At 53.3% G+C, this 19,360-nt stretch carries 22 protein-coding genes; 9 read left to right on the forward strand and 13 right to left on the reverse strand.

What is annotated here, in order from left to right; all coding sequences use genetic code 11:
- Positions 1 to 89 precede the first annotated feature (89 nt).
- The 4 genes from tal to BK659_RS14245 form a co-directional block, all read right to left on the reverse strand.
- On the reverse strand, positions 90 to 1,016 hold the full coding sequence (tal, locus tag BK659_RS14230; RefSeq protein ID WP_123425690.1) for a transaldolase: 927 nt from the start codon (positions 1,014 to 1,016) through the stop codon (positions 90 to 92).
- A gap of 177 nt (positions 1,017 to 1,193) precedes the next feature.
- Entirely contained in the window at positions 1,194 to 2,195 is a 1,002-nt protein-coding gene (dusA, locus tag BK659_RS14235; RefSeq protein WP_123425691.1) for a tRNA dihydrouridine(20/20a) synthase DusA, read from the reverse strand.
- A 618-nt stretch (positions 2,196 to 2,813) separates the two neighbouring features.
- The gene (locus tag BK659_RS14240) at positions 2,814 to 3,146 is read right to left on the reverse strand and encodes a type II toxin-antitoxin system HicB family antitoxin (RefSeq protein ID WP_123425692.1); all 333 of its coding nucleotides are present in this window, start codon (positions 3,144 to 3,146) and stop codon (positions 2,814 to 2,816) included.
- Positions 3,143 to 3,397 (reverse strand): type II toxin-antitoxin system HicA family toxin, encoded by a 255-nt coding sequence (locus BK659_RS14245; RefSeq protein WP_123425693.1) that lies wholly within the window; start codon positions 3,395 to 3,397, stop codon positions 3,143 to 3,145. The genes BK659_RS14240 and BK659_RS14245 overlap by 4 nt, the downstream gene beginning before the upstream one ends.
- A 526-nt stretch (positions 3,398 to 3,923) precedes the next feature.
- Here BK659_RS14245 and BK659_RS14250 point away from each other — a divergent pair.
- On the forward strand, positions 3,924 to 4,391 hold the full coding sequence (locus BK659_RS14250) for a cupin domain-containing protein (RefSeq protein WP_123425694.1): 468 nt from the start codon (positions 3,924 to 3,926) through the stop codon (positions 4,389 to 4,391).
- Positions 4,392 to 4,501: 110 nt separating this feature from the next.
- Here the strand turns inward: BK659_RS14250 and BK659_RS14255 are convergent, their stop codons facing one another.
- From BK659_RS14255 to BK659_RS14270, 4 genes are all read right to left on the reverse strand, one after another.
- Positions 4,502 to 5,290, reverse strand: coding sequence for a hypothetical protein (locus tag BK659_RS14255; RefSeq protein ID WP_123425695.1), 789 nt, complete (start codon positions 5,288 to 5,290; stop codon positions 4,502 to 4,504).
- Positions 5,291 to 5,455: 165 nt separating this feature from the next.
- Complete coding sequence (locus BK659_RS14260; RefSeq protein ID WP_123425696.1) at positions 5,456 to 5,743, reverse strand: hypothetical protein; 288 nt, start codon at positions 5,741 to 5,743, stop codon at positions 5,456 to 5,458.
- The gene (locus BK659_RS14265; RefSeq protein WP_123425697.1) at positions 5,740 to 6,453 is read right to left on the reverse strand and encodes a peptidoglycan recognition protein family protein; all 714 of its coding nucleotides are present in this window, start codon (positions 6,451 to 6,453) and stop codon (positions 5,740 to 5,742) included. Before BK659_RS14265 ends, BK659_RS14260 begins: the two co-directional genes overlap by 4 nt.
- A gap of 6 nt (positions 6,454 to 6,459) precedes the next feature.
- Positions 6,460 to 6,993 carry a PAAR domain-containing protein gene (locus BK659_RS14270; protein WP_123425698.1) on the reverse strand — a complete coding sequence of 178 codons (534 nt, stop codon included), beginning with the start codon at positions 6,991 to 6,993 and terminating at the stop codon, positions 6,460 to 6,462.
- A gap of 413 nt (positions 6,994 to 7,406) precedes the next feature.
- On the opposite strand from BK659_RS14270, the gene BK659_RS14275 reads away from it, so the two are divergent.
- Entirely contained in the window at positions 7,407 to 8,219 is an 813-nt protein-coding gene (locus tag BK659_RS14275; RefSeq protein WP_148050437.1) for a hypothetical protein, read from the forward strand.
- A gap of 201 nt (positions 8,220 to 8,420) precedes the next feature.
- Here BK659_RS14275 and BK659_RS14280 read toward each other — a convergent pair whose 3' ends face one another.
- Complete coding sequence (locus tag BK659_RS14280) at positions 8,421 to 9,131, reverse strand: hypothetical protein (protein ID WP_123425700.1); 711 nt, start codon at positions 9,129 to 9,131, stop codon at positions 8,421 to 8,423.
- A gap of 673 nt (positions 9,132 to 9,804) precedes the next feature.
- Between BK659_RS14280 and BK659_RS14285 the strand changes: the two genes are divergently transcribed.
- Both BK659_RS14285 and BK659_RS14290 read left to right on the forward strand, forming a co-directional pair.
- Positions 9,805 to 10,104 (forward strand): DUF6124 family protein, encoded by a 300-nt coding sequence (locus BK659_RS14285; RefSeq protein ID WP_123425701.1) that lies wholly within the window; start codon positions 9,805 to 9,807, stop codon positions 10,102 to 10,104.
- Between the two features lie 35 nt (positions 10,105 to 10,139).
- Entirely contained in the window at positions 10,140 to 10,400 is a 261-nt protein-coding gene (locus BK659_RS14290) for a hypothetical protein (RefSeq protein WP_123425702.1), read from the forward strand.
- Between the two features lie 351 nt (positions 10,401 to 10,751).
- On the opposite strand, the gene BK659_RS28005 is transcribed toward BK659_RS14290, so the two are convergent.
- Both BK659_RS28005 and BK659_RS14295 read right to left on the reverse strand, forming a co-directional pair.
- On the reverse strand, positions 10,752 to 10,880 hold the full coding sequence (locus BK659_RS28005) for a hypothetical protein (protein WP_259740262.1): 129 nt from the start codon (positions 10,878 to 10,880) through the stop codon (positions 10,752 to 10,754).
- Between the two features lie 282 nt (positions 10,881 to 11,162).
- The gene (locus tag BK659_RS14295; protein ID WP_123425703.1) at positions 11,163 to 11,651 is read right to left on the reverse strand and encodes a hypothetical protein; all 489 of its coding nucleotides are present in this window, start codon (positions 11,649 to 11,651) and stop codon (positions 11,163 to 11,165) included.
- A gap of 145 nt (positions 11,652 to 11,796) precedes the next feature.
- Here BK659_RS14295 and BK659_RS14300 point away from each other — a divergent pair, with 145 nt between their 5' ends.
- A complete protein-coding gene (locus tag BK659_RS14300; protein ID WP_123425704.1) occupies positions 11,797 to 12,459 on the forward strand; it encodes a ribonuclease T2 family protein in 663 nt (220 codons plus the stop codon).
- A 97-nt stretch (positions 12,460 to 12,556) separates the two neighbouring features.
- Here BK659_RS14300 and BK659_RS14305 read toward each other — a convergent pair whose 3' ends face one another.
- Both BK659_RS14305 and BK659_RS14310 read right to left on the reverse strand, forming a co-directional pair.
- The gene (locus tag BK659_RS14305) at positions 12,557 to 13,210 is read right to left on the reverse strand and encodes an HAD family hydrolase (RefSeq protein WP_123425705.1); all 654 of its coding nucleotides are present in this window, start codon (positions 13,208 to 13,210) and stop codon (positions 12,557 to 12,559) included.
- Positions 13,211 to 13,260: 50 nt separating this feature from the next.
- A complete protein-coding gene (locus tag BK659_RS14310) occupies positions 13,261 to 13,797 on the reverse strand; it encodes a demethoxyubiquinone hydroxylase family protein (protein WP_123425706.1) in 537 nt (178 codons plus the stop codon).
- A gap of 207 nt (positions 13,798 to 14,004) precedes the next feature.
- Here BK659_RS14310 and BK659_RS14315 point away from each other — a divergent pair, with 207 nt between their 5' ends.
- The 4 genes from BK659_RS14315 to BK659_RS14330 all read left to right on the forward strand — a co-directional run bounded on the left by BK659_RS14315 (position 14,005) and on the right by BK659_RS14330 (position 19,222).
- Entirely contained in the window at positions 14,005 to 15,579 is a 1,575-nt protein-coding gene (locus BK659_RS14315; protein ID WP_123425707.1) for a sensor domain-containing diguanylate cyclase, read from the forward strand.
- A gap of 62 nt (positions 15,580 to 15,641) precedes the next feature.
- On the forward strand, positions 15,642 to 16,541 hold the full coding sequence (gene bla, locus BK659_RS14320) for a class A beta-lactamase (RefSeq protein WP_123425708.1): 900 nt from the start codon (positions 15,642 to 15,644) through the stop codon (positions 16,539 to 16,541).
- Positions 16,542 to 16,655: 114 nt separating this feature from the next.
- Complete coding sequence (locus BK659_RS14325) at positions 16,656 to 17,483, forward strand: arylamine N-acetyltransferase family protein (protein ID WP_123425709.1); 828 nt, start codon at positions 16,656 to 16,658, stop codon at positions 17,481 to 17,483.
- Between the two features lie 218 nt (positions 17,484 to 17,701).
- A complete protein-coding gene (locus tag BK659_RS14330) occupies positions 17,702 to 19,222 on the forward strand; it encodes a nucleobase:cation symporter-2 family protein (RefSeq protein WP_123425710.1) in 1,521 nt (506 codons plus the stop codon).
- Positions 19,223 to 19,360: the final 138 nt, after the last annotated feature.

Consider the following 19,360-nt stretch of genomic DNA (forward strand, 5'->3'; position numbering starts at 1 on the left):
TGGCGCGAAGCTCACTCAATCCCGCCGCTAGCGCACAAAAAAGGGCGAACCTGTGAAGGTTCGCCCTTTTTGCGCTTGCCTGGAATCGATCAGAGCTTGGCTTGCAGCAGTGCCTCCAGCTTTTCCTGGTCGCGAGCGAACTGACGAATACCTTCAGCCAGTTTCTCGGTGGCCATGGCGTCCTCGTTGGACGCCCAGCGGAACTGCGCTTCCGTCAGGCTCTGACGCGCTTCGCCAGCGTGGCCTGGCGCCAGCTTGCGTTCCAGCTTGCCAGTGTCGGCGGCCAGTTTCTCGATCAGCTCCGGGCTGATGGTCAGGCGATCACAGCCGGCCAGTTGCTCGATCTGATTGAGGTTGCGGAAGCTCGCACCCATGACCACGGTTTTGTAGTCATTGGCCTTGTAGTAGTTGTAAATGCGCGTCACCGACTGCACGCCCGGATCATCGGCACCGGTGTAGTCGTTGCCGTTGGTCTTCTTGTACCAGTCGTAGATACGGCCCACGAACGGCGAAATCAGGAACACCCCGGCCTCGGCACAGGCAACCGCCTGAGCGAAAGAGAACAGCAGCGTCAGGTTGGTCTGAATGCCTTCGCGTTCCAGCTTCTCGGCAGCGCGGATGCCTTCCCAAGTGGAGGCGATTTTGATCAGCACGCGGTCGCGGCCAATGCCGGCCTTTTCGTACAGCTCGATCAGACGGTGCGCGCGCTTCAATACGGCGTCAGTGTCGAACGACAGGCGCGCATCCACTTCAGTGGAAATACGCCCCGGAATCACTTTCAGAATCTCTTGACCGACCGCGACACCAAAACGGTCGCTGGCCAGTCCCACGTCGCCCTTGCAGTCGCTGACACAGGCGTTCAGCAAGTCGGCGTAGGCAGGAATGGCCGCCGCTTTAAGCAGCAGGGAAGGGTTGGTGGTGGCATCCACCGGTTTAACGCGAGCGATTGCCTCGAAGTCGCCAGTATCGGCCACCACGGTGGTGATTTGTTTGAGTTGTTCCAGCTTGGAAGTCATGAGCGTGCTCTATCCTGTGGGTCTGTTGACATTACCCGAGCGTTGACGACCACTCAAGGGCGCAAATGCGTAACAACGGCCAGGGCGGTAACAACCTGAGAACAGGCGTTCGAAAGGTCTGGCGCTATTCGGTAAATACGATGCTGAAACAGACCACAGGTTCAACCTGAGTGACGGTTAACGCCCCTCCAACAACTCCGCCGCCTGATCCAGCAACGCCAACGGCTCTTTAGCCTTGTGAATATCCACCGACAACAACTGCCGAAACTTGCGCGCCCCCGGAAAACCGGTGCCCAGGCCCAACACATGCCGAGTGATATGGTGCATCGCACCGCCCGCATCCAGGTGCGCGGCGATATAAGGCCGCAACTGCGCCAACGCCTCGGCCCGCGAAATCACCGGCGCCGTGCTGCCGAACAGCTGCTGATCCACCTCAGCCATCACATAAGGATTGTGATACGCCTCACGGCCCAGCATCACGCCGTCAAAGATCTGCAAATGCTCGTGACAGGCCTCCAGCGTCTTTATCCCGCCGTTGAGAATAATCTCCAGCTCCGGAAAATCCGCCTTCAACTGCGCCGCCACGTCATAGCGTAGCGGCGGAATGTCCCGATTCTCCTTCGGCGACAACCCCTCCAGAATCGCAATCCGCGCATGCACCGTAAAACTCGTGCACCCGGCATCCCGAACCGTCCCGACGAAATCACACAGCTCAGCGTAACTGTCCCGCCCATTGATCCCGATCCGATGCTTCACCGTCACCGGAATCGACACCGCATCGCGCATCGCCTTCACACACTCCGCCACCAACACCGGATGCGCCATCAGGCACGCACCAATCATATTGTTCTGCACCCGATCACTCGGACAGCCAACATTGAGGTTCACCTCGTCGTAACCGTGCTCCTGCGCCATGCGCGCGCAGGCGGCCAGGTCGGCTGGGACGCTACCGCCTAATTGCAAGGCGAGCGGGTGCTCGGCTTCGTTGTGACGCAGGAAACGGTCGTGGTCGCCGTTGAGGAGCGCGCCGGTGGTGACCATTTCTGTGTAAAGCAAGGCGTGCTTGGAGAGCAGGCGCAGGAAGAAACGGCAATGGCGGTCAGTCCAATCCATCATCGGCGCGACGGAGAAGCGGCGGGAGAGGGCTTGGGCGGTGGTTGGCGTGGTTGATTGGGGCATTGGGTATCTGAATAAAGGAAGGTGAGGCAGGGGAGGGAGTTTATCAGGAATGAGAGGCGGGGGTGCGTGACCGTCATCAAGGTCGGTCTAATCGGCGCCTGAGTATTGAATAAGGGAGGTCCTATAACAAGTTAGTTATAGGGTCAAAATCCGTTTAACGGCAGGATCTGCGAAAAAAGTGCTCGCGAAGAAAAAGTCATCTGAAAAAGCACTTTTCCCCCTCCCGCCGACGGGCCTTGCAGACTTTTTTTTGCGAAAAGATTTGTGTGATGAAAACACCCCGCCAGCCCAGGCTGGCTACGGGCCTTGGCGGTTTAAGGCGTTTTTCATTTGGTGAAAGGTTTTTCAGTTTTTTGAAAGGAAATTGCACACGACACACCGGACAGCGTGCATGCAGCGAAATGCGAAAAGGCACGGAATAGAGCGGTAGAAAATAGTAAAATGTGGATTTTGGTGGATTTTCAAAAAATGCACGGGACAAAACAAGGCGCGAGTCGCGCAGCCCAAGCGGCCCCCACGAACCGTGCTAGAGCCCTTACAGGGTAAGGGGAGAGGTGTTCCGGCAGCGCGCGAACGATTTCAATTTCTTTCGCGAAAAAAATCCGTGCCGCGCAGGTGTCAGGCATGCGCCTCACGGTCAAGAACGTCAGCTACCCACTGATTGATACTCTTGTGAGCTAGCTGTGCTTTGACGGCCACAGTGGCGTGAAGTGCCGGCTCCAACCGCAGACTGAGATTGCCGGAGTAGGGCTTCTGTGGCGCGCGCCCGAGCTTGGCGCACGTATCCAGGTAATCAGTGACTGCCTCTTCAAATGCCGCTCGAAGCTCCTGCACTGACTCGCCGTGGAACCCCACGACATCTTTAATACCAGCGATATGGCCGACAAATAGGCCATCTTCCTCGCTGTACTCAATTCGGGCGGCATAGCCTTGGTAATTCATCACGTTCATGGGGTGACTCCTGCTTGTTCAAGGAAAGCCCGAGCATCACGAACCTGGTAGGGCTTGGCTTCTTTGTCGGGATGCGGTCGGTGAAAGGTGCCGACCACACCGTTCAGTTCAAACCGTACTCGTGACCCGTTGCCTTCAATGGTCTTAGCGCCGACTGCGCCGAACAACGATTCAATACGTGCCCACTCCAGCGTGGCGGGGGTGGGTCTTGAGAAAACGGCTTTGAGAGTGCTGAGCTGTTTGTTATTCATGGTATTACAATATGGTATCAAAATAGGATTGGCAACCTATTCAGTTAGGCGAGGGTACGAAGCGGTTTTCAGGTTGGTCGCGGGGAAAGGGTAATTTGGCGATTTTTACGGACGGCGGTCTGCAGCCCTTATGAAACGGGGCTTTGAGCAATTACCTGCGACGGTAATTAGGGGTAATCAGCAAGGTAATTTATTCTCAAGCAATTGATTTATAATGGTTTTATTTGGTTGAATTATTACCATGACTAAAGGTAATAATCTAACCATTCAATTACTCTAAAATTACCCTTGCAAAATCCACTCAAGCCGTTGATTTTAAAGGCTTTCATAGGTGTTTTTAAATTCATTTACCCAAATTACCTTTTTCCCATGGGTCAACATGAAAATCGACCGAGCATGGCGGGGGAGGGGAATGGTGTGTCTTCAACTCTAGACTATTATGATCGGTTAGACAGGCAGTCTTAGTAGGCCAATGCCTGCGTGCTCAATATCCCGACCTCGTTCAAACTGCTCTGAGGAGAACACGATGAACAGCAATCTCGCGGCGTTATCCGTTGTCTTTGCGATTGGTTGCCTTGGGTCATCAACGGGGTGGGCTGAGCCTGGCGATTACATCATGGTTACCCCAAAAGACATCAAGTGGGCCGATAACCCTGCTTTACCAAAGGGGGCAAAAACCGCCGTCATCCAGGGCGACCCCAAAGTTGGCCCATATATCGTGCGAGTAAAACTCCCGCCGAATTATATTATTCCTGCACATACTCATCCCGACGAGCGCACAGTCACCGTGATCTCGGGTACGTGGTATCACGGCGATGGGGATAAATTCGATGCGGCAAAATTGCATGAGTTTCCGGCCGGAAGTATTTTTGGCGAGGGTCACGTGAGGCACTTTGGGGCAAGTAAGGGCACAGAGGTAATCCTTCAGGTGGAGGGCCCAGGCCCAAACGGGATTGACTACGTCAACCCTGCAGACGATCCAAGAAAAAAATAGCGTTCACTCTGACACTCAGTTTGAGCGTTGAGTTAGTTAAATAAGGTCTCGTTGGAACAATTCAGGGACAGACCACGATTTCTGGTTTGAGTGATTAAGCCTGTGCCAAATTAATCGTGGTCTGTCCTCGAATTTGTCCCTTGATTTTCCAGAAGGAATTTCTCCATAGGTTCCTCACGGGGCGAAAGTGTAATTTTTCGTACGATCCTATTGGTGTCATTAGATAGTTTGTAGACTTCATTTTTTACTAATATTATCGTGTAGGATTTTGTTGAGAACAATACTGCGCCGGATATGTCGCCGTTATTGGTTTTAATGGTGTGTGTTTTCTGTAGGCCTAATTTTGGCCAAGCCCCATTTTGACTGCTATAATCCTCGGCTGCTAGTTTCATACCATATTTTGCCCCAAGGAATGGTATTGTTGGGCTCAGGAGAAATAAAGTTCCTAAAAACATAGATATTGCGAATTTTTTGTCGGGGCTATGCTTGGGTAACAATTTAAATACTATCGCTCCCGCAATCAAAACAAACACAAAGCACAGGGCGGCAGGGCCAAATAACGGGTACTTGTTTGCTTCTCCATAAACTCCGTTGACTAAGGTTAGATAGCCTTGAAACATTAAGGTTGGTATATCTATATCTAGCTCACTTAGAGTTATGCCGAAACGCTCTAGGTATCCGGCCAGGTTCATGTAGCCGAACACGGTCAAGGAGCCGTTGAGAGCCACAGCGAATAAAGCTAATGATTTAAAGACTGCTTCAGTACTGAGCTTTGGAGATATTGATTCTGGGGCGACTGGCAATATATCCGATCTTTGATCGGGTTGTGTTGTATTGCCCAGTATCGACCTTGAATTTGCCAGCTCGACCATTGTTGATTTTTCCTTGTTCCACCACATATTTCTATCCTTGGGCTATGGTTCGGTTTTAGAGTCTTGGTTTTGGGAGGGCAGCTATTTCTGGTTTGAATAATAAGTCGGCGCTGCATTAATCGTGGTCTGTCCCCGAATTATCCGGTGGTCTGTCTTTGAGGGCTTTTGTTTAGTGTGTCGAGGAAGTTGGTCTTACCTTTTTTTGCATTCTTCAAGCTCGTTCTGGCTTTTCAATGTCGTAGTTACGCCTAATCGATACTTGCAGTACTGGATGACCAGTTGCCGCTCTGTGCCGCTTAGCTCACTTAAATTTTTGTCGTCTGATTCGTATGCGAAAATATTTTCAAACTTCATCTGAAATGTCGGGCTTTTCTTGATGAAGAATACTTTTTCCGGGTAGGCGTCTTCCATCTTTTCGTAAAAACCGATGTAGAGGAAGGCGACGAGTGTGATCGGGAGAATGATAAATAGCGATTTCATGATGAAGGTGGTCGCAATAGTTTGGTTTTGATTCGAAGGTTTCTCACCAGTTCCATCCCAATGTTGCCAGGGCAAATTTTTCCTTCGCCGGCTTGCATGGGGAATTCACGGTGTCCGCCTAAAGTTGTCACCCTGAAAACGCTGGTCAGGGCTTGAATTAAGGTCAGTAGGGTGTCGATTTGTATGGCAGGGATTTTCTGGTCCATATTGCCATTGATGGTTTCAAGAGCCTGACGGGCAAGAGCAACCATATCGCCACCTTCTTCGGCAGTTGTCAGGTTTTCTAGCAAAACTATGCCAATTACGCCTGTGTTGTAGTTATGTACGCTAGAACCTTTGAACCGGATGTCGCGTCCTTCGAAGACTTTACCCATACAGTCGATGCCGTAGTGATAACCGATATCATCGAACTTGACCTGATGCTCGCTCTGAATCGCACGCATTTGTCCCGCGCCAGCACCACAGCCTACACTTCGACCTGCATGGTGAAGTGCGATCATCGAGTAGTCCCAGTCATCGACCATTTCGCCTTTTGCTTTATGCGCTCCCCATGATGACCGTTCTGCAAATTCACACCCCTTTTTGTGAAGGAGTCTGATGATTGCTTCTCTGGTAGCAGCTCTATCGTTGACAGTGATGGTCGTGGGAGCTACTGGCTCACCGGGTTTGACTTCGGTAGCTTTTGCTTCAGTAATAAATTGTTCAGCCATTTTTGATCAATCCGTGAGTTCGCTAAGCGTCCGAGCTGGAGAGGCAAAGTCAATGCTCACAGAAATAGTGGCATCTTTGATGGGGGTTTTGACATGCGCTATTCCTGCGCTATCGGTAGTACCAATGATCTTTTCACCATTAACGGTGGCAGTGAAACTTCTTCCAGCTAAAGGTTGACCGGTTTCGCTATCAACGATGCTGAAGGTGTGTCCGTAGGTTTTTTGCAGTAAAAGCGGGAGTGGGGGCGTGAACGGTGCCGGAGTATGGGAGTCACCGATGATCACCGTACCCGATCCGCCAATCACGACGTCGCCATGGGTGCCGACAGTGCCGACCAGTGCGGCATTTTTGCCATTGATGAATACCGTTGCTGACACGCCCGAGTCTAAAGCGCTGCCGCAGGTGCAGGTATCGCCTTTAGTCGCGGCTGCAAGTCCGTCGAAGAACACGTCGGGAGACCCGGAGGCGATGGCTTTGGGGCCGTGCCCAGGCATGGGACAACTGGTGGGATCGGTGATACGTGCGGCTGGCTTTGCCATGCTTGACTCCCTGTCAATGAATTTACCAAGGGTGACTGTATCAGACTTGCTTTAAAAGGTGACTTACGGCTTTGCGCTGGGTTGGCATTTCCGGCAGAGCGCTTGCTTAGAAAAATTGCTACATCTATCTTGCGAAAACCGGCAAAGGTCAAGCAGGACGGTGCCTAAATCAGACTATCCGCATAATCCATCATAGGTGCCACGCTGAAACGGTGGTTGAGAGCTTGTGTTGACGCTTTGTGTAGATGCATTAGATCTTAGGGAGGATAATACGAAAGAGAGGCAGTTTATCGGGAATGGGGTGGTGAGGTTGGTTGGATGAGTCAATGATTCTAGCAGCGTATTGTGGTCTGATCTAAATATCGACTTTGTGATCTCTAAATAACCTAAATTAATTATACTGGTTGGTTTAAATGTCATTATTTTCAAAAAACTTAACAGATTTTATTCCGCAAGAAAAATTGCATTGGGTTAATGATGTAAATGCTGGAGGGCCTAGTACAATTTTTTTAAAAGAGGTTGTTAGTGTGTGTGAGGCGGTAGATCATTGTATAAATAATTTTCCCAGGGGGGAGAGTGGAGAATTTACTTCTATAAGTGAGGATTCATATCAAAGATTAGCTATGTCTTCGTTTGCACTTATTCTCAGTCATTTTGAGAAATATCAAAGATCTTTATTTTTTGAAATATTTGAGGTCGTGGGATTTATGGAGGGCTTTAATGATGTTGACTTATCCAAACGCCTTGAAAAGGTAGGTTGTGTGCTAAGTCTTCAACGAATAATTTCTGGGCGTGGTGATCCTCGTGAGGTCGGCCATATAATTGCCGATGCCCTACCCGGTTGGCATAATCCTGAGCGTGTAAACTCTTATTTTAAGATTTTTTTCTCTGATTTGAACTTTTACTCAAAAGCAATGGTGACTGAGCTTGAAATGATGTGGCAGCTGCGCCATTCAATTGTCCATACTGCTGGTGTGGTTAGTAGGGAGGACGCAATGAAAGCCCCAGAGTTAAGGGGGCTTAGGGATAAAGGGCTGGTATTTTCCGAAGGGTTTATCAATGAGGTGGGTAGACGTTTTCATATGATTGTACAGCTTTCATTGCAGCAATTGGAGCAAGCCGTTCGTAAAGCAATTACTCCATCTCTGGAAGATCCTGAAGACCTTATTGAACCTCTAATTAGGTTCGAATCTCCGCGTAGTACTTGGTTTGAGGCGGGAAATTAATCAGTTATGTATAAGCTTTGTTTTCGGCTTTTGAGGGCTTTTCCAATCTCTCACGGTGATTCGGGGACAGACCACGTTTTTTGGCTTGGGTACCTGAGAAGTTGCCAAATTAATCGTGGTCTATCCCTGATTTTCCGCTGATTTTCCCATGATAGTGGCTTTGCTTAACGCTTGCTTAAGGGGGGCGCCCGCAAAAAAGTATTAGCTAAATTTCCCTCCTGAACCACTAGGTCCGCCTCGTTTATTATTTTTAGAATTATTCATAGATGGTGTTTTTTTATTATTCACAACCCACTTTTGCATGTTCTCTATGCTTGTAAACGCTAGGCCGGTTGCTCGCCTATCCAGCGGGTTTGAGATTAATAGTTCTAAATAACCATTGGTGTTGGTTTGGTCCCCGAGATTTAATAGCCATTTCATGTACTGATTAAAATCTGCAAAGCTCCCGCCTTCTTCTCCATCAATAAATGAATCAATAAAATCGTTTTGTTCCTTTCTGGTTGTCTTGTCTGGAAACGCGACATGTTTAAAGGCATCCCCCCAGAAAGATTCATTGCACACCTCATTGAAGTAAATGTTAGTCTCAATTGTTATTTTGTTTGAGGCGTCGCTCCAAGCTGCAAAGTGACATTTGTCATGCAGAGGGCGTATATTTTTTTGTTGATATAAAGCATTGCAAAGTTCGAGCCTTTTCTTTTTTTTAACTTCGGATGGAAGATCCCCTTCTCGATACTTAAACTCAATAATTGCGTATTGAGTATGATCGGTGAATAAGTAGTCGGCTCCAACCAGCCTGTCTTGGCTGTCTAGTGATGCCGATGTGTAAATGTAATCTTTGTTGCGTGCGGCCTGCTCAAAACTATCTTTGAATAGGTTTTCTACGGATTTTTCATGCTTGAATTTTATATTCAATACTTTAACTCCTTTTTAGGTGCTGGACGATCCGGCAGTACAACTAAAAATAGACACTGGTTTCTGCCCCAAAAATGGTTTGTTGGATAGGCTTCTGAGGAGCACACTCCAATGCTTTGGGTATGGATGTGAAAAAAGCAGATATGACGCAAATTTCTATGTGCTTCATGTTATGCAGGTGTTGAGAGTGACGTGACGTACAAAGGAATAACAATTGTAACAGCGGACGATGAGTAGTGCTTGGGAGAAGTTGCAAAGCCCGATCTTAGCCGTTTCAGTATTATGCAGAAAGGAGGTTGACCTCCGCACAGAGGCCGGTCGGGAGCGCAGGAATTACCAGTTTCACAGATCTCAGTGGTGCATAAGTGGTACAGATTAAACCGATACCTACTGTAAGCCTTGGTTTTCGAGAGGTTGGAGATTAGTAGGTCCCATCCATCATCGGGGGCGACTGCGAACCAGCAGAGCAAATTTTTACGATTGAATCTAGCTTCAAAAACACCACACCAGCATCGGACGTTTCCTTCAACCTGCATCGGTTCCAGCCGCTTTACCCCCAGTCACCTCACCAGATAACCTTCCCCCGTCGCTGAAAAATCAGCGGCCGGATGTGGAAGTCCGTTTTGTAGCTAAAGGAGCCCAAGCACCCATAAATGCTAAAGGAGCTTCACTCATGAAAAAGAACGCCCCCAATCCCCCCGAAACCCCAGCCGTTTCCGACCCCACCACCCACGTCTTCACCATCGCCCCAAACATCGACACCGAAACCCTGCTAATCCACACCTCCGAAACCCTAGCGTCCCTAAACGCCATGACCACCGACCTGGCCTTCGAGCTCGAAGGTTCGCGGCGCAATGTAGCGTTAGCGATGCAGCAGTTGGTTGTTCTCAGCGAGTTGCTGGTGAACCGAGCCCTAGAGCACTTCGACACGCCGGACTCGGCGTCCGGGGTTTCGTCCGCTGCTCGTCACTGAGTGCTCACGCTGGTTCATTCTCTGGAGGTTCTGCCATGGCTCGATACATGCCGATCACCGGCATTGACTGCACAATCCCGTCGCTGTTGATCGATACCGAAGCGCCGGTCGATGTGCTGCACGACACGGCGGCGTACCGTATTCGCTGCGTGACGCAATTGCTGGAAACGCTTTCCCTGGGCGAGGGGCTTGGCCGTGATGCGTTGCTGTTGCAGGACTTCGCGCGGGTGTTGGCGATTCCGCTGCGCGATGGGTGTGATGTGATGGATGTGATCGGGCGACGATTGCAGCGGTAAACGAAAAGGGGCGACCGTTGAGGTCGCCCCTTGTTGGTCGGGTGTGTCCCTTCCTGTAGCAGCTGTCGAGCCTGCGAGGCTGCGTAAGACCCGGGCCGTGTTCGGATGAAGCGCTTGTAAATCAGGCAGTGCGTTCCTTCACGCAAACCGCGTTCGCAGGATTTGCGAGGACTTCGTCCTCGAACGCAGCCTCGCGGGCTCGGCAGCTGCTACGGACGCTACGGGCATAGTCCTTTACCGTATTTCAATGTTGCGTAAGGAGATACGGGTATCGGCGCAGTCAGCGGGGTAGATTGGCTTTTTGAAGTGATCAAATATATCTGTTCACTTATCTCGGAAAATAACTGGCAGTCAGTCGGCGCTCTCGTTAGCGTCTTTCATGGTCTGCTCTTTTTTCCGATTTTTTAAATCTCTCCTGGCAGCCCAAACAAGGCCAATGATTGTAACGGCAACAAAGATGATGATTTGTTCAGTAGGCATTTGCTTTCCTTCATAAGGCATCCGTTGGAATAGCGACGTCCCTGAATTCGCATAAGGTTTGTCCATGCTAATCAACGAAAGGAATGCAATTGTTAGAAATATGTACCTGAGATGTAAAAGAATGTGATCGGAGGCGGGGTGTGAATAATTAAAGTGTTACAGAAGTTGTAGGTAATGTGTAGGGACGACCATTGCGGCCGCCGCTTGTTTATATCGAGCATTTTTTCGGGATTGGCAGGGAAGGGTGACACACCAGGCTTCTTCCCTGCGTTGCTCTCGGCTTTAGAGCTCCAAGCCTTCCTGTATCACCGAGAGGAAGTTGTCCTCATTGAGCTCCACCGGATTCGGCTGTGGTTGTCCATTACGCGAAATGCTCTGGATCTGCCAATGCGCTTCACCGTGTTCGGTCTCGGTCCGGCGCAAATACAGCTCTTTGCCTTTGGCGAGGACATCGACGCGGCCCATGCCACCAATGATGAAGCGAGCAATGGGGTCAAGGGTGATGCTGTGGTGGTTGCCCTCGATCAGCAGTTTGTCGATGGCGTAGTTGAAGGTCTCGCCGGAAGGGAGGTTTTCGATAACGTGTGTGGGGACTCGGCGAATGTTCAAGCCGGCTTCGGTCAGCGGCTCCAGCCATGCTTCAAGCTGGCGGTACATTTCATAGACCTGTGTAGGCCAATGCTCAATTGCCGTATCTGCGCAGGCTTCAGCGTCAGCGCGGGTTTGCTGTTTTTGCTTCAGTTTTGCGGCGAGCTCATCTGCCTTACTCATTTCGATGTCCTATCGTGACGTCAGTGTAAGCGTAGCCACTTCAAGGTACTTCACCCGGTTGAGTGACGGCCAGCTAGAATCCGCTGCAATGACAGGTTCACCACGCTGAGAAAGATCAACCGATCTGTCCCAAAGGAGAGGGTTAATGAAAAAACTGTATGCACTGGTCGCGCTGTTTGCGCTGACGATTGGCAGCGTCGGCATGAGCGACGCTCGGTCCCATCGCGATAAACAGCAGACCGAATCGGTGGCGGGGGTGTTTGATTACTACTTGCTGACGCTGTCCTGGTCGCCGACGTTTTGCCTGACTCATCAGAACAACCCGCAATGCTCGGGCAAAGGCTACGGCTTTGTGCTCCACGGTCTCTGGCCGCAGTACGCCAAGGGTGGTTGGCCGGAGTCGTGTCCGCCGATGGTGCCTTTGTCGCCAGCGGAGCAGAAACAAGGGCTGACGCTGTTTGTGACGCCAAAACTGCTTCAGCATGAATGGTCCAAGCACGGTACTTGCAGCGGCCTCGGCGCCTCGGGTTATCTGGATGTGGCGGACAAGGCGGTTGGCGCGGTGAAGATCCCGGACAAGCTGAAACCCTTGAGCACCGAAATTTACTTCCCGGCGCAGGAAATTGCGCAGATGTTCCGTCAGAGCAATCCCGGGATTCCGGAGGATGGTATTGCGATTGTCTGCAACGGACCTGAGCTGTCGGAAGTGCGAGTGTGCCTGGGCAAGGACTTGTCGTTCGGGTCTTGTGGCAAGGGCGTGAAGAGTCAGTGTCGGGCGGGGGATATTCGGGTTCCGCCAATGCGTTGATGGGGATCGTTGTAGGTTTATTGGCATAAAAATGGGCGACCTCGGTCGCCCATTTTTGTGTGTTTGTTGCGTTGAATTTGTGTTGCCTGTCGGTTCGTTATGCCGGCTCACTCAGGGCCTGCACAGGCAACCCCAACGCCGCCAGATCTTTGCGCAGCTGTGCCGCACTGGTGAACTGCAGCGCATTGAAACCCTCCCGGCGTGCACCTACGATATTCGGCGCGTGATCATCGATAAACACCGCATGGTGGCCTTCGAACCGGTAGCGAGATTTCAGCAGTTGGAAGATCGCCGGGTCTGGCTTGATGATACCTTCTTCGCCGGAGACGACGATGCCCTCGAACGTGTGCAAAAAGGGAAAGCGCTCAAGGGCAATCGGGAAGGTTTCGGCGGACCAGTTGGTCAGGGCCAGCAAGCGGACACCCTTGGCGTGCAGTTCATCGAGGATCAGCACGGTTTCTTCCAGCACGCCGCCGAGTGTCTCCTCCCAGCGCTCGTGGTACGCACGAATCAGCGCCTCTTGTGACGGATGCCGCGCAATGGCTTCCTCAATCCCTTCCTGCCACGACCGGCCTGCATCCTGGCGCTCGTTCCACTCGGGAGGGCAAACCTCTGAAAGAAATGTCTCCATGGCCTGTACGTCATTACCGAAGATTTTTCGGTAAAGGTTTCTTGGGTTCCAGCGAATCAGGACGTTACCGAGGTCGAACACAACGGTGTCGATGGTTGTCGGGTGGTTCAGAGTTTTCATGCGTTTCCTCCTTGGATTGGCTTGTGTGGGCGGTTTAGGGTGCCCCTGTTTTACCGCATCCCAAACCGAATAACACCCTCTGTAAACAAACTGATCATCCACCTGAACGGCCCATACAGCAGCGCGCTGCCGCCTTCGATTCGGCCGGTATCGCGGTGGTTTTCCTCATCTTCCAGGATCGACTGGACCGTTTCCCAGGCCGCCGAATCGTTCCGGCTTTCAAGGTAGGAGAGCTGGTTTTTCAGATGGCCCACCACCACCGACTCCACGGCCCAGGTACAGGCCATGACGCCACTTTTTCCCAGTAACGCCGAGATAAAACCCATGAACCAGCCCCCGGCGCCGCAGAGCCAATAGCTCTTGCACTTGATGCCGTTGCGATGTTGGATCTCTTCCCAGAACCGGTTCATATGACGTTTTTCGTCTTCCATGAAGCTTTCCAGAAGGGGCACGTAGTCCCTGCGTAGCAGTCGGGAGACAAAGATCTGCGATCGGTAAATGTTGATGGCGCCAAATTCTCCGGCGTGATTCACCTTGAGAATCTTTCTGGCGGTGTCCAGCGATGCGGTGCTGTCTTTGTATTTCATTGGGTGCGGACGTTCACAGGGCTGTATCGGTGGGGAGCATTGATGTTTCAAATGAGCATCGACGAATCCATTGAACAATACAGGAGAAAGGGCAGCGCATTTATGACTCGCGCCGCTATTTGCCCCTCATCACCCCCGTAAGCTAAGCTCCCCGACACTAAGGGAATTGGGCTATTGCTCATGCCTTACCCTTCAAGGATGACGCTTTTGCCTACCCCCATTCACGATCCTCATTACGCCCCCGGCGGCCCTCTTAAACGCTTGCCTCTGCGCAAAGCCGCGGTGATGTTTGTTGCGGCGGTTTGCCTGTGTTTGTGTGGCTTGCTTTACCTGCAACTGGAGCAGTCCCGGCGCCACGATTTGTCGCTGGCCGAGGTGGCATCGGCGAACCTGACACGGGCGATGGCGCAGCAGGCTCAGGACACGTTTTTGAGTGCGGACCTGGTGATGACCAGCCTGGTCGACTGGATTCAGGCGGACGGTTTTGGCGTGGTGCAGAACCCGCGGTTGCAGCGGACCTTTGCGCGGCGGGTGCAGGCGCTTGAGCAGTTACACGGGTTGTTCCTGTTCGATAAAAACGGCCAGTGGGTGGTGACGTCGTTTGATGATTTGCCGCGTGGTGGGGGTGTGGCTGATCGCGACTACTTCACGTTCCATCAGCAAAATCCTTCGTTGCTCGCGCACATCGGGCCGGCGATTCGGAGCCGGCAGAACGGCGAGTGGATTATTCCGCTTTCCCGGCGGGTGAACGACCGGAACGGCGAGTTCCAGGGCGTATTGATGGCCGGGATCAAGCTGGCGTACTTCGATCAGTTCTTCAAAAGCTTCAGCCTCGATGACAATGGCGCGATGTCTCTGGTGTTGGCGGACGGGACGTTGCTGGCCAGGCGACCGTTTGAGGAGGCGCGAATAGGCGAGTCCCTGATGCACGGAGATATTTTCCAGAAGTACCTGCCCCATGCCAGTTCCGGGAATGTGATGATCCGTTCGGTGGTGGACGGCGTGGTTCGGCTGTATGGCTATCGTCAATTGGACGCTTATCCGCTGGTGGTTGCGGCGGCGACACCCGAGGAGGTGATTCTTCGGGGCTGGTACGCCAGCGCCTATCAATCCAGTGTCATTGTTGCCCTGGTGGTGCTCGGCGTTGGCTTGTTCGGCTGGGTGTTTGTACTGCAGGTTCGCAACGGTGAACTCATCGAGGCGGACTTGCGTACCGCGCAAGAGCGCCTGGAAGTCATCGCGACTCACGACAGTCTGACCGGGTTGGCGAATCGTCGGCTGTTTGAACGGGCGCTCGACATCGAGTTTGCACGGGGTGCCCGTCAACAGCGTTCGTTGAGCCTGATCATGCTCGATATCGATTTCTTCAAGCGTTACAACGACACCTACGGTCACGTGGCGGGGGATCAGTGCCTGGCGGAAGTGGCGCGTGTGGTGAAAGGTTGTTGTCAGCGCAAGTCCGATCTGGCGGTGCGTTACGGCGGTGAAGAGTTCGCGGTGCTGCTGCCCGACACTGACATTCACGGCGCCTTTGCGATCGCCGAGCAGATCCGTCACAGCGTCAAGGACAGTCACATCATCCATTCCGCCGCGCCGTCGGGGAACCTGACGGTGAGTCTGGGCTGTTATGCGTTTGTACCCAGCGACGGGGACAGCATCGAAGTGTTCATTGAGCGGGCGGACGCAGCGATGTATCAGGCCAAAAATTTTGGTCGAAACCGCACGATGGTGTTGTCTATGGACGGCAGTCCCGACACGGCTGTGTATTCAGAAGTTTGCTGAGGGGCAGGGCATCGGTTGTAGATTGAGTCCGCCTGACATTTTTATTTTTTACGAGGTACGGCATGAAGTATTCACCCACGCGACGTTCATTGTTGAAGGCAGGACTTACGCTGCCGTTGATCACTCTGGTGGGCCCGGCCTGGGCAAGCGCTTCATCCCCGGATAAATCGCTGGCCGAGCTTTACAAGCAACTCGCCGAGTTGGAGAGCAGCGCAAAAGGTCGGCTGGGCGTTGCATTGATCAACACTGCCAATGGCCACGACATTCAGTATCGGGGCGGGGAGCGTTTTCCGTTCTGCAGTACTTTCAAGTTGATGCTGGCCGCAGCGGTGTTGCACAAAAGCATGGCGGAGCCTGGGGTGCTCGACAAACATATCGCCTATGGCGAAGCCGACTTGCTGTCTTACGCGCCCATTGCCAAACAGAACTTGAAACAGGGCATGAGCGTTGCGCAGTTGTGCGCCGCCACGTTGCAATACAGTGATAACACCGCCGCCAACTTGTTGATCAAGGAGCTAGGTGGAGTGGCAGCGGTTAACCAGTTCGCCAAGAGCCTGGGTGATCCGGCGTTCCGACTTGATCGCAAGGAACCAGAGTTGAACACGGCCATTCCTGATGATCCGCGTGACACCACCACACCCGCCGCGATGGCCGCCAGTGTGCAGAAAGTCGTGCTGGGTGACGCGTTGGCAACAGCGCAGCGCGAGCAGTTGGCGATCTGGCTCAAGGGCAATACCACCGGCGATGCGAGCATTCGGGCCGGGACACCGACGGGTTGGGTCGTCGGCGATAAAACCGGTAGCGGCGACTATGGCACCACAAACGATGTGGCGGTGCTTTGGCCACAGACGGGCGCGCCCGTAGTACTCGCGGTTTACTTCACCCAACTTCAAAAGGACGCCGAAGCGCGGCGTGATGTCCTGGCTTCCGCCACCCGTTTGGTGATGGCGCACTTGTCCTGATTGGCTAAATCAATTGTCGGGCTCCTGGGGTTTTGACGTATACCTTGCGGCCATTGGCCGGGCGCTGTTCATTGCACAGCGCCCGGCGCGCTTTGCCTGCACAAGGAGTCAGTCATGAATCAACCCGTTCTCAGCGAAGTCGATCTCTACCTGCAACGCCTGGGCTACGACACACCGCCGCCTCCCACCCTCGATACCCTGCGCGACCTGCAACTGCGCCACACCAGCACCTTCGCTTTTGAAAATCTCTCGCCGCTGTCCGGTGTTCCGGTGTCCATCGACCTCGATTCGATTCAGCGCAAGCTGCTGCATGATGGCCGGGGCGGGTACTGTTACGAACTCAACAACCTGTACATGACGTTGCTACAGCACTTGGGCTTTGAGGTGCGCGGCATTACCGGTCGCGTGGTGATAAACGCTCCGGAGGGCGCCTGGGCGGCACGTACCCATCGCTTGACCCTGCTGACCCTGAACGGTGTCCGCTACATTACCGACGTGGGCTTCGGCGGCATGGTGCCGACCGCGCCGCTCAGGCTCGACACCGAAGAAGAACAGGCGACGCCCCACGAACACTATCGCATCACCCTCGGCGACGGCGGCTACACCCTGAGCGCCCAGGTCGCCGGTGAGTGGCGGGCGATGTATGTATTCGACTTGCAGCGCCAGGAAGACGTCGATTACCAGATCGGCAACTGGTACGTCTCAACCCATCCCGAGTCGCCGTTTCTCCAGCGGCTGATGGTGGCACGTACTGGGCCAGAGACACGCTACACGCTCAACAACGGCAGCTATGCCATTCACCGGATGGGCGGAGCCAGTGAGCGACGGGAGATTACCGATCCTGAGGCGTTGATCGAACTGCTCCGGGAGGCGTTCGGGATTCAAGTGCCTGAGCATCCGACGCTGAGAGCGGCCATCGCGCGGTTGATCGAACCAAAGTAGGGAGCGGCTGGAGTCAGACAAGAAGAGCAGATCAAACGATCTGCTGTTTTTTTTGGATGGGCTGTAGAGGCGTTGGGGTGCGTAATAGCTAGCTTCAAAGGGGGCGAGGTGGATGCTTGTCCATTATGTGACTGATAAGTTGTATACAACTCTATAGACATTTGTCCTGACTGTTGCATACAGTGTGCGCATAACAAAAAACCAGGGAACCCCCCAAGATGAAAACGCCCTCTGTTTCACACCAACGGCCTGAGGATGAAAACCTCGGGGTCGGCGCGAATATGGCTTACGGCCTGCAACACGTTCTGACCATGTATGGCGGTATCGTTGCGGTACCACTGATCATCGGCCAGGCGGCCGGGCTTTCTCCGGCCGACATCGGTCTGTTGATTGCGGCGTCACTGTTTGCGGGGGGGCTGGCGACATTGCTGCAAACCCTCGGTTTACCGTTTTTCGGTTGTCAGTTGCCGCTGGTGCAGGGCGTTTCGTTCTCGGGCGTCGCAACCATGGTGGCGATCGTCAGTAGCGGCGGCGAGGGTGGTTTCCAGTCGATTCTGGGGGCGGTGATTGCAGCCTCGTTGATCGGGCTGCTGATCACGCCGGTGTTCTCTCGAATTACCAAGTTCTTCCCGCCGTTGGTCACCGGCATCGTCATCACCACCATCGGCCTGACGCTGATGCCGGTGGCGGCACGCTGGGCCATGGGCGGTAACAGCCATGCCGAGAGCTTCGGCAGCATGGCGAATATCGGTCTGGCGGGATTGACGTTGGTACTGGTGCTGATGCTGAGCAAGATCGGCAGCGCCACGATCTCCCGTTTGTCGATCCTGTTGGCCATGGTGATCGGTACAGTGATCGCGGTATTCCTCGGCATGGCAGACTTTTCGACGGTCACTCAAGGGCCGATGTTCGGTTTCCCGACACCGTTCCACTTCGGCATGCCGACCTTTCACTTCGCCGCGATCCTGTCGATGTGCATCGTGATCATGGTGACGCTGGTGGAAACCTCTGCGGATATCCTGGCGGTCGGTGAAATCATCGGCACCAAGGTTGACTCCAAGCGTCTGGGCAACGGGCTGCGAGCTGACATGCTGTCGAGCATGATCGCGCCGATCTTCGGTTCCTTCACTCAAAGTGCCTTCGCGCAGAACGTCGGGCTGGTGGCGGTGACCGGGATCAAGAGCCGTTACGTGGTGGCCACGGGCGGGGTGTTCCTGGTGGTGCTCGGCCTATTGCCGGTGATGGGGCGAGTGATCGCCGCTGTACCGACTTCCGTCCTCGGCGGTGCCGGTATCGTGCTGTTCGGCACCGTGGCGGCGAGTGGTATTCGTACCCTGTCCAAAGTCGATTACCGCAACAACGTGAACCTGATCATCGTCGCCACTTCCATCGGCTTCGGCATGATCCCCATCGCCGCACCCAACTTCTACGATCACTTCCCGAGCTGGTTCGCAACCATCTTTCATTCCGGCATCAGCTCGTCGGCGATCATGGCGATCGTGCTCAACCTGACCTTCAACCACTTCACCGCCGGTAACTCGGACCAGCAATCGGTCTTCGCCGCCGGCACCGAACGGACCCTGCGCTTCCAGGATCTGGCGGCGTTGCGTGAAGGAGATTACTTCAGTCACGGCAAACTGCATGACTGTGACGGGAATGAGGTTCCGGTGGTGGTGGATTCGTCTCACGGCCCGTCGGAGCATCATGCGGGGCATGCCAAAAGCAGTGAGCATGTCTGACTGCTGCACTCACTGATAAAGCTTTAAGATCAAAAGATCGCAGCCTTCGGCGGCTCCTACTGGCGGACACAAAACTGCGTAGGCGCTGCCGCAGGCTGCGATCTTTTGATTTTCCATCAGCCACAAAAAAGCCCCTGA

The sequence above is a fragment of the Pseudomonas brassicacearum genome, from assembly GCF_003732225.1.
Lineage (GTDB): Bacteria > Pseudomonadota > Gammaproteobacteria > Pseudomonadales > Pseudomonadaceae > Aquipseudomonas > Aquipseudomonas brassicacearum_E.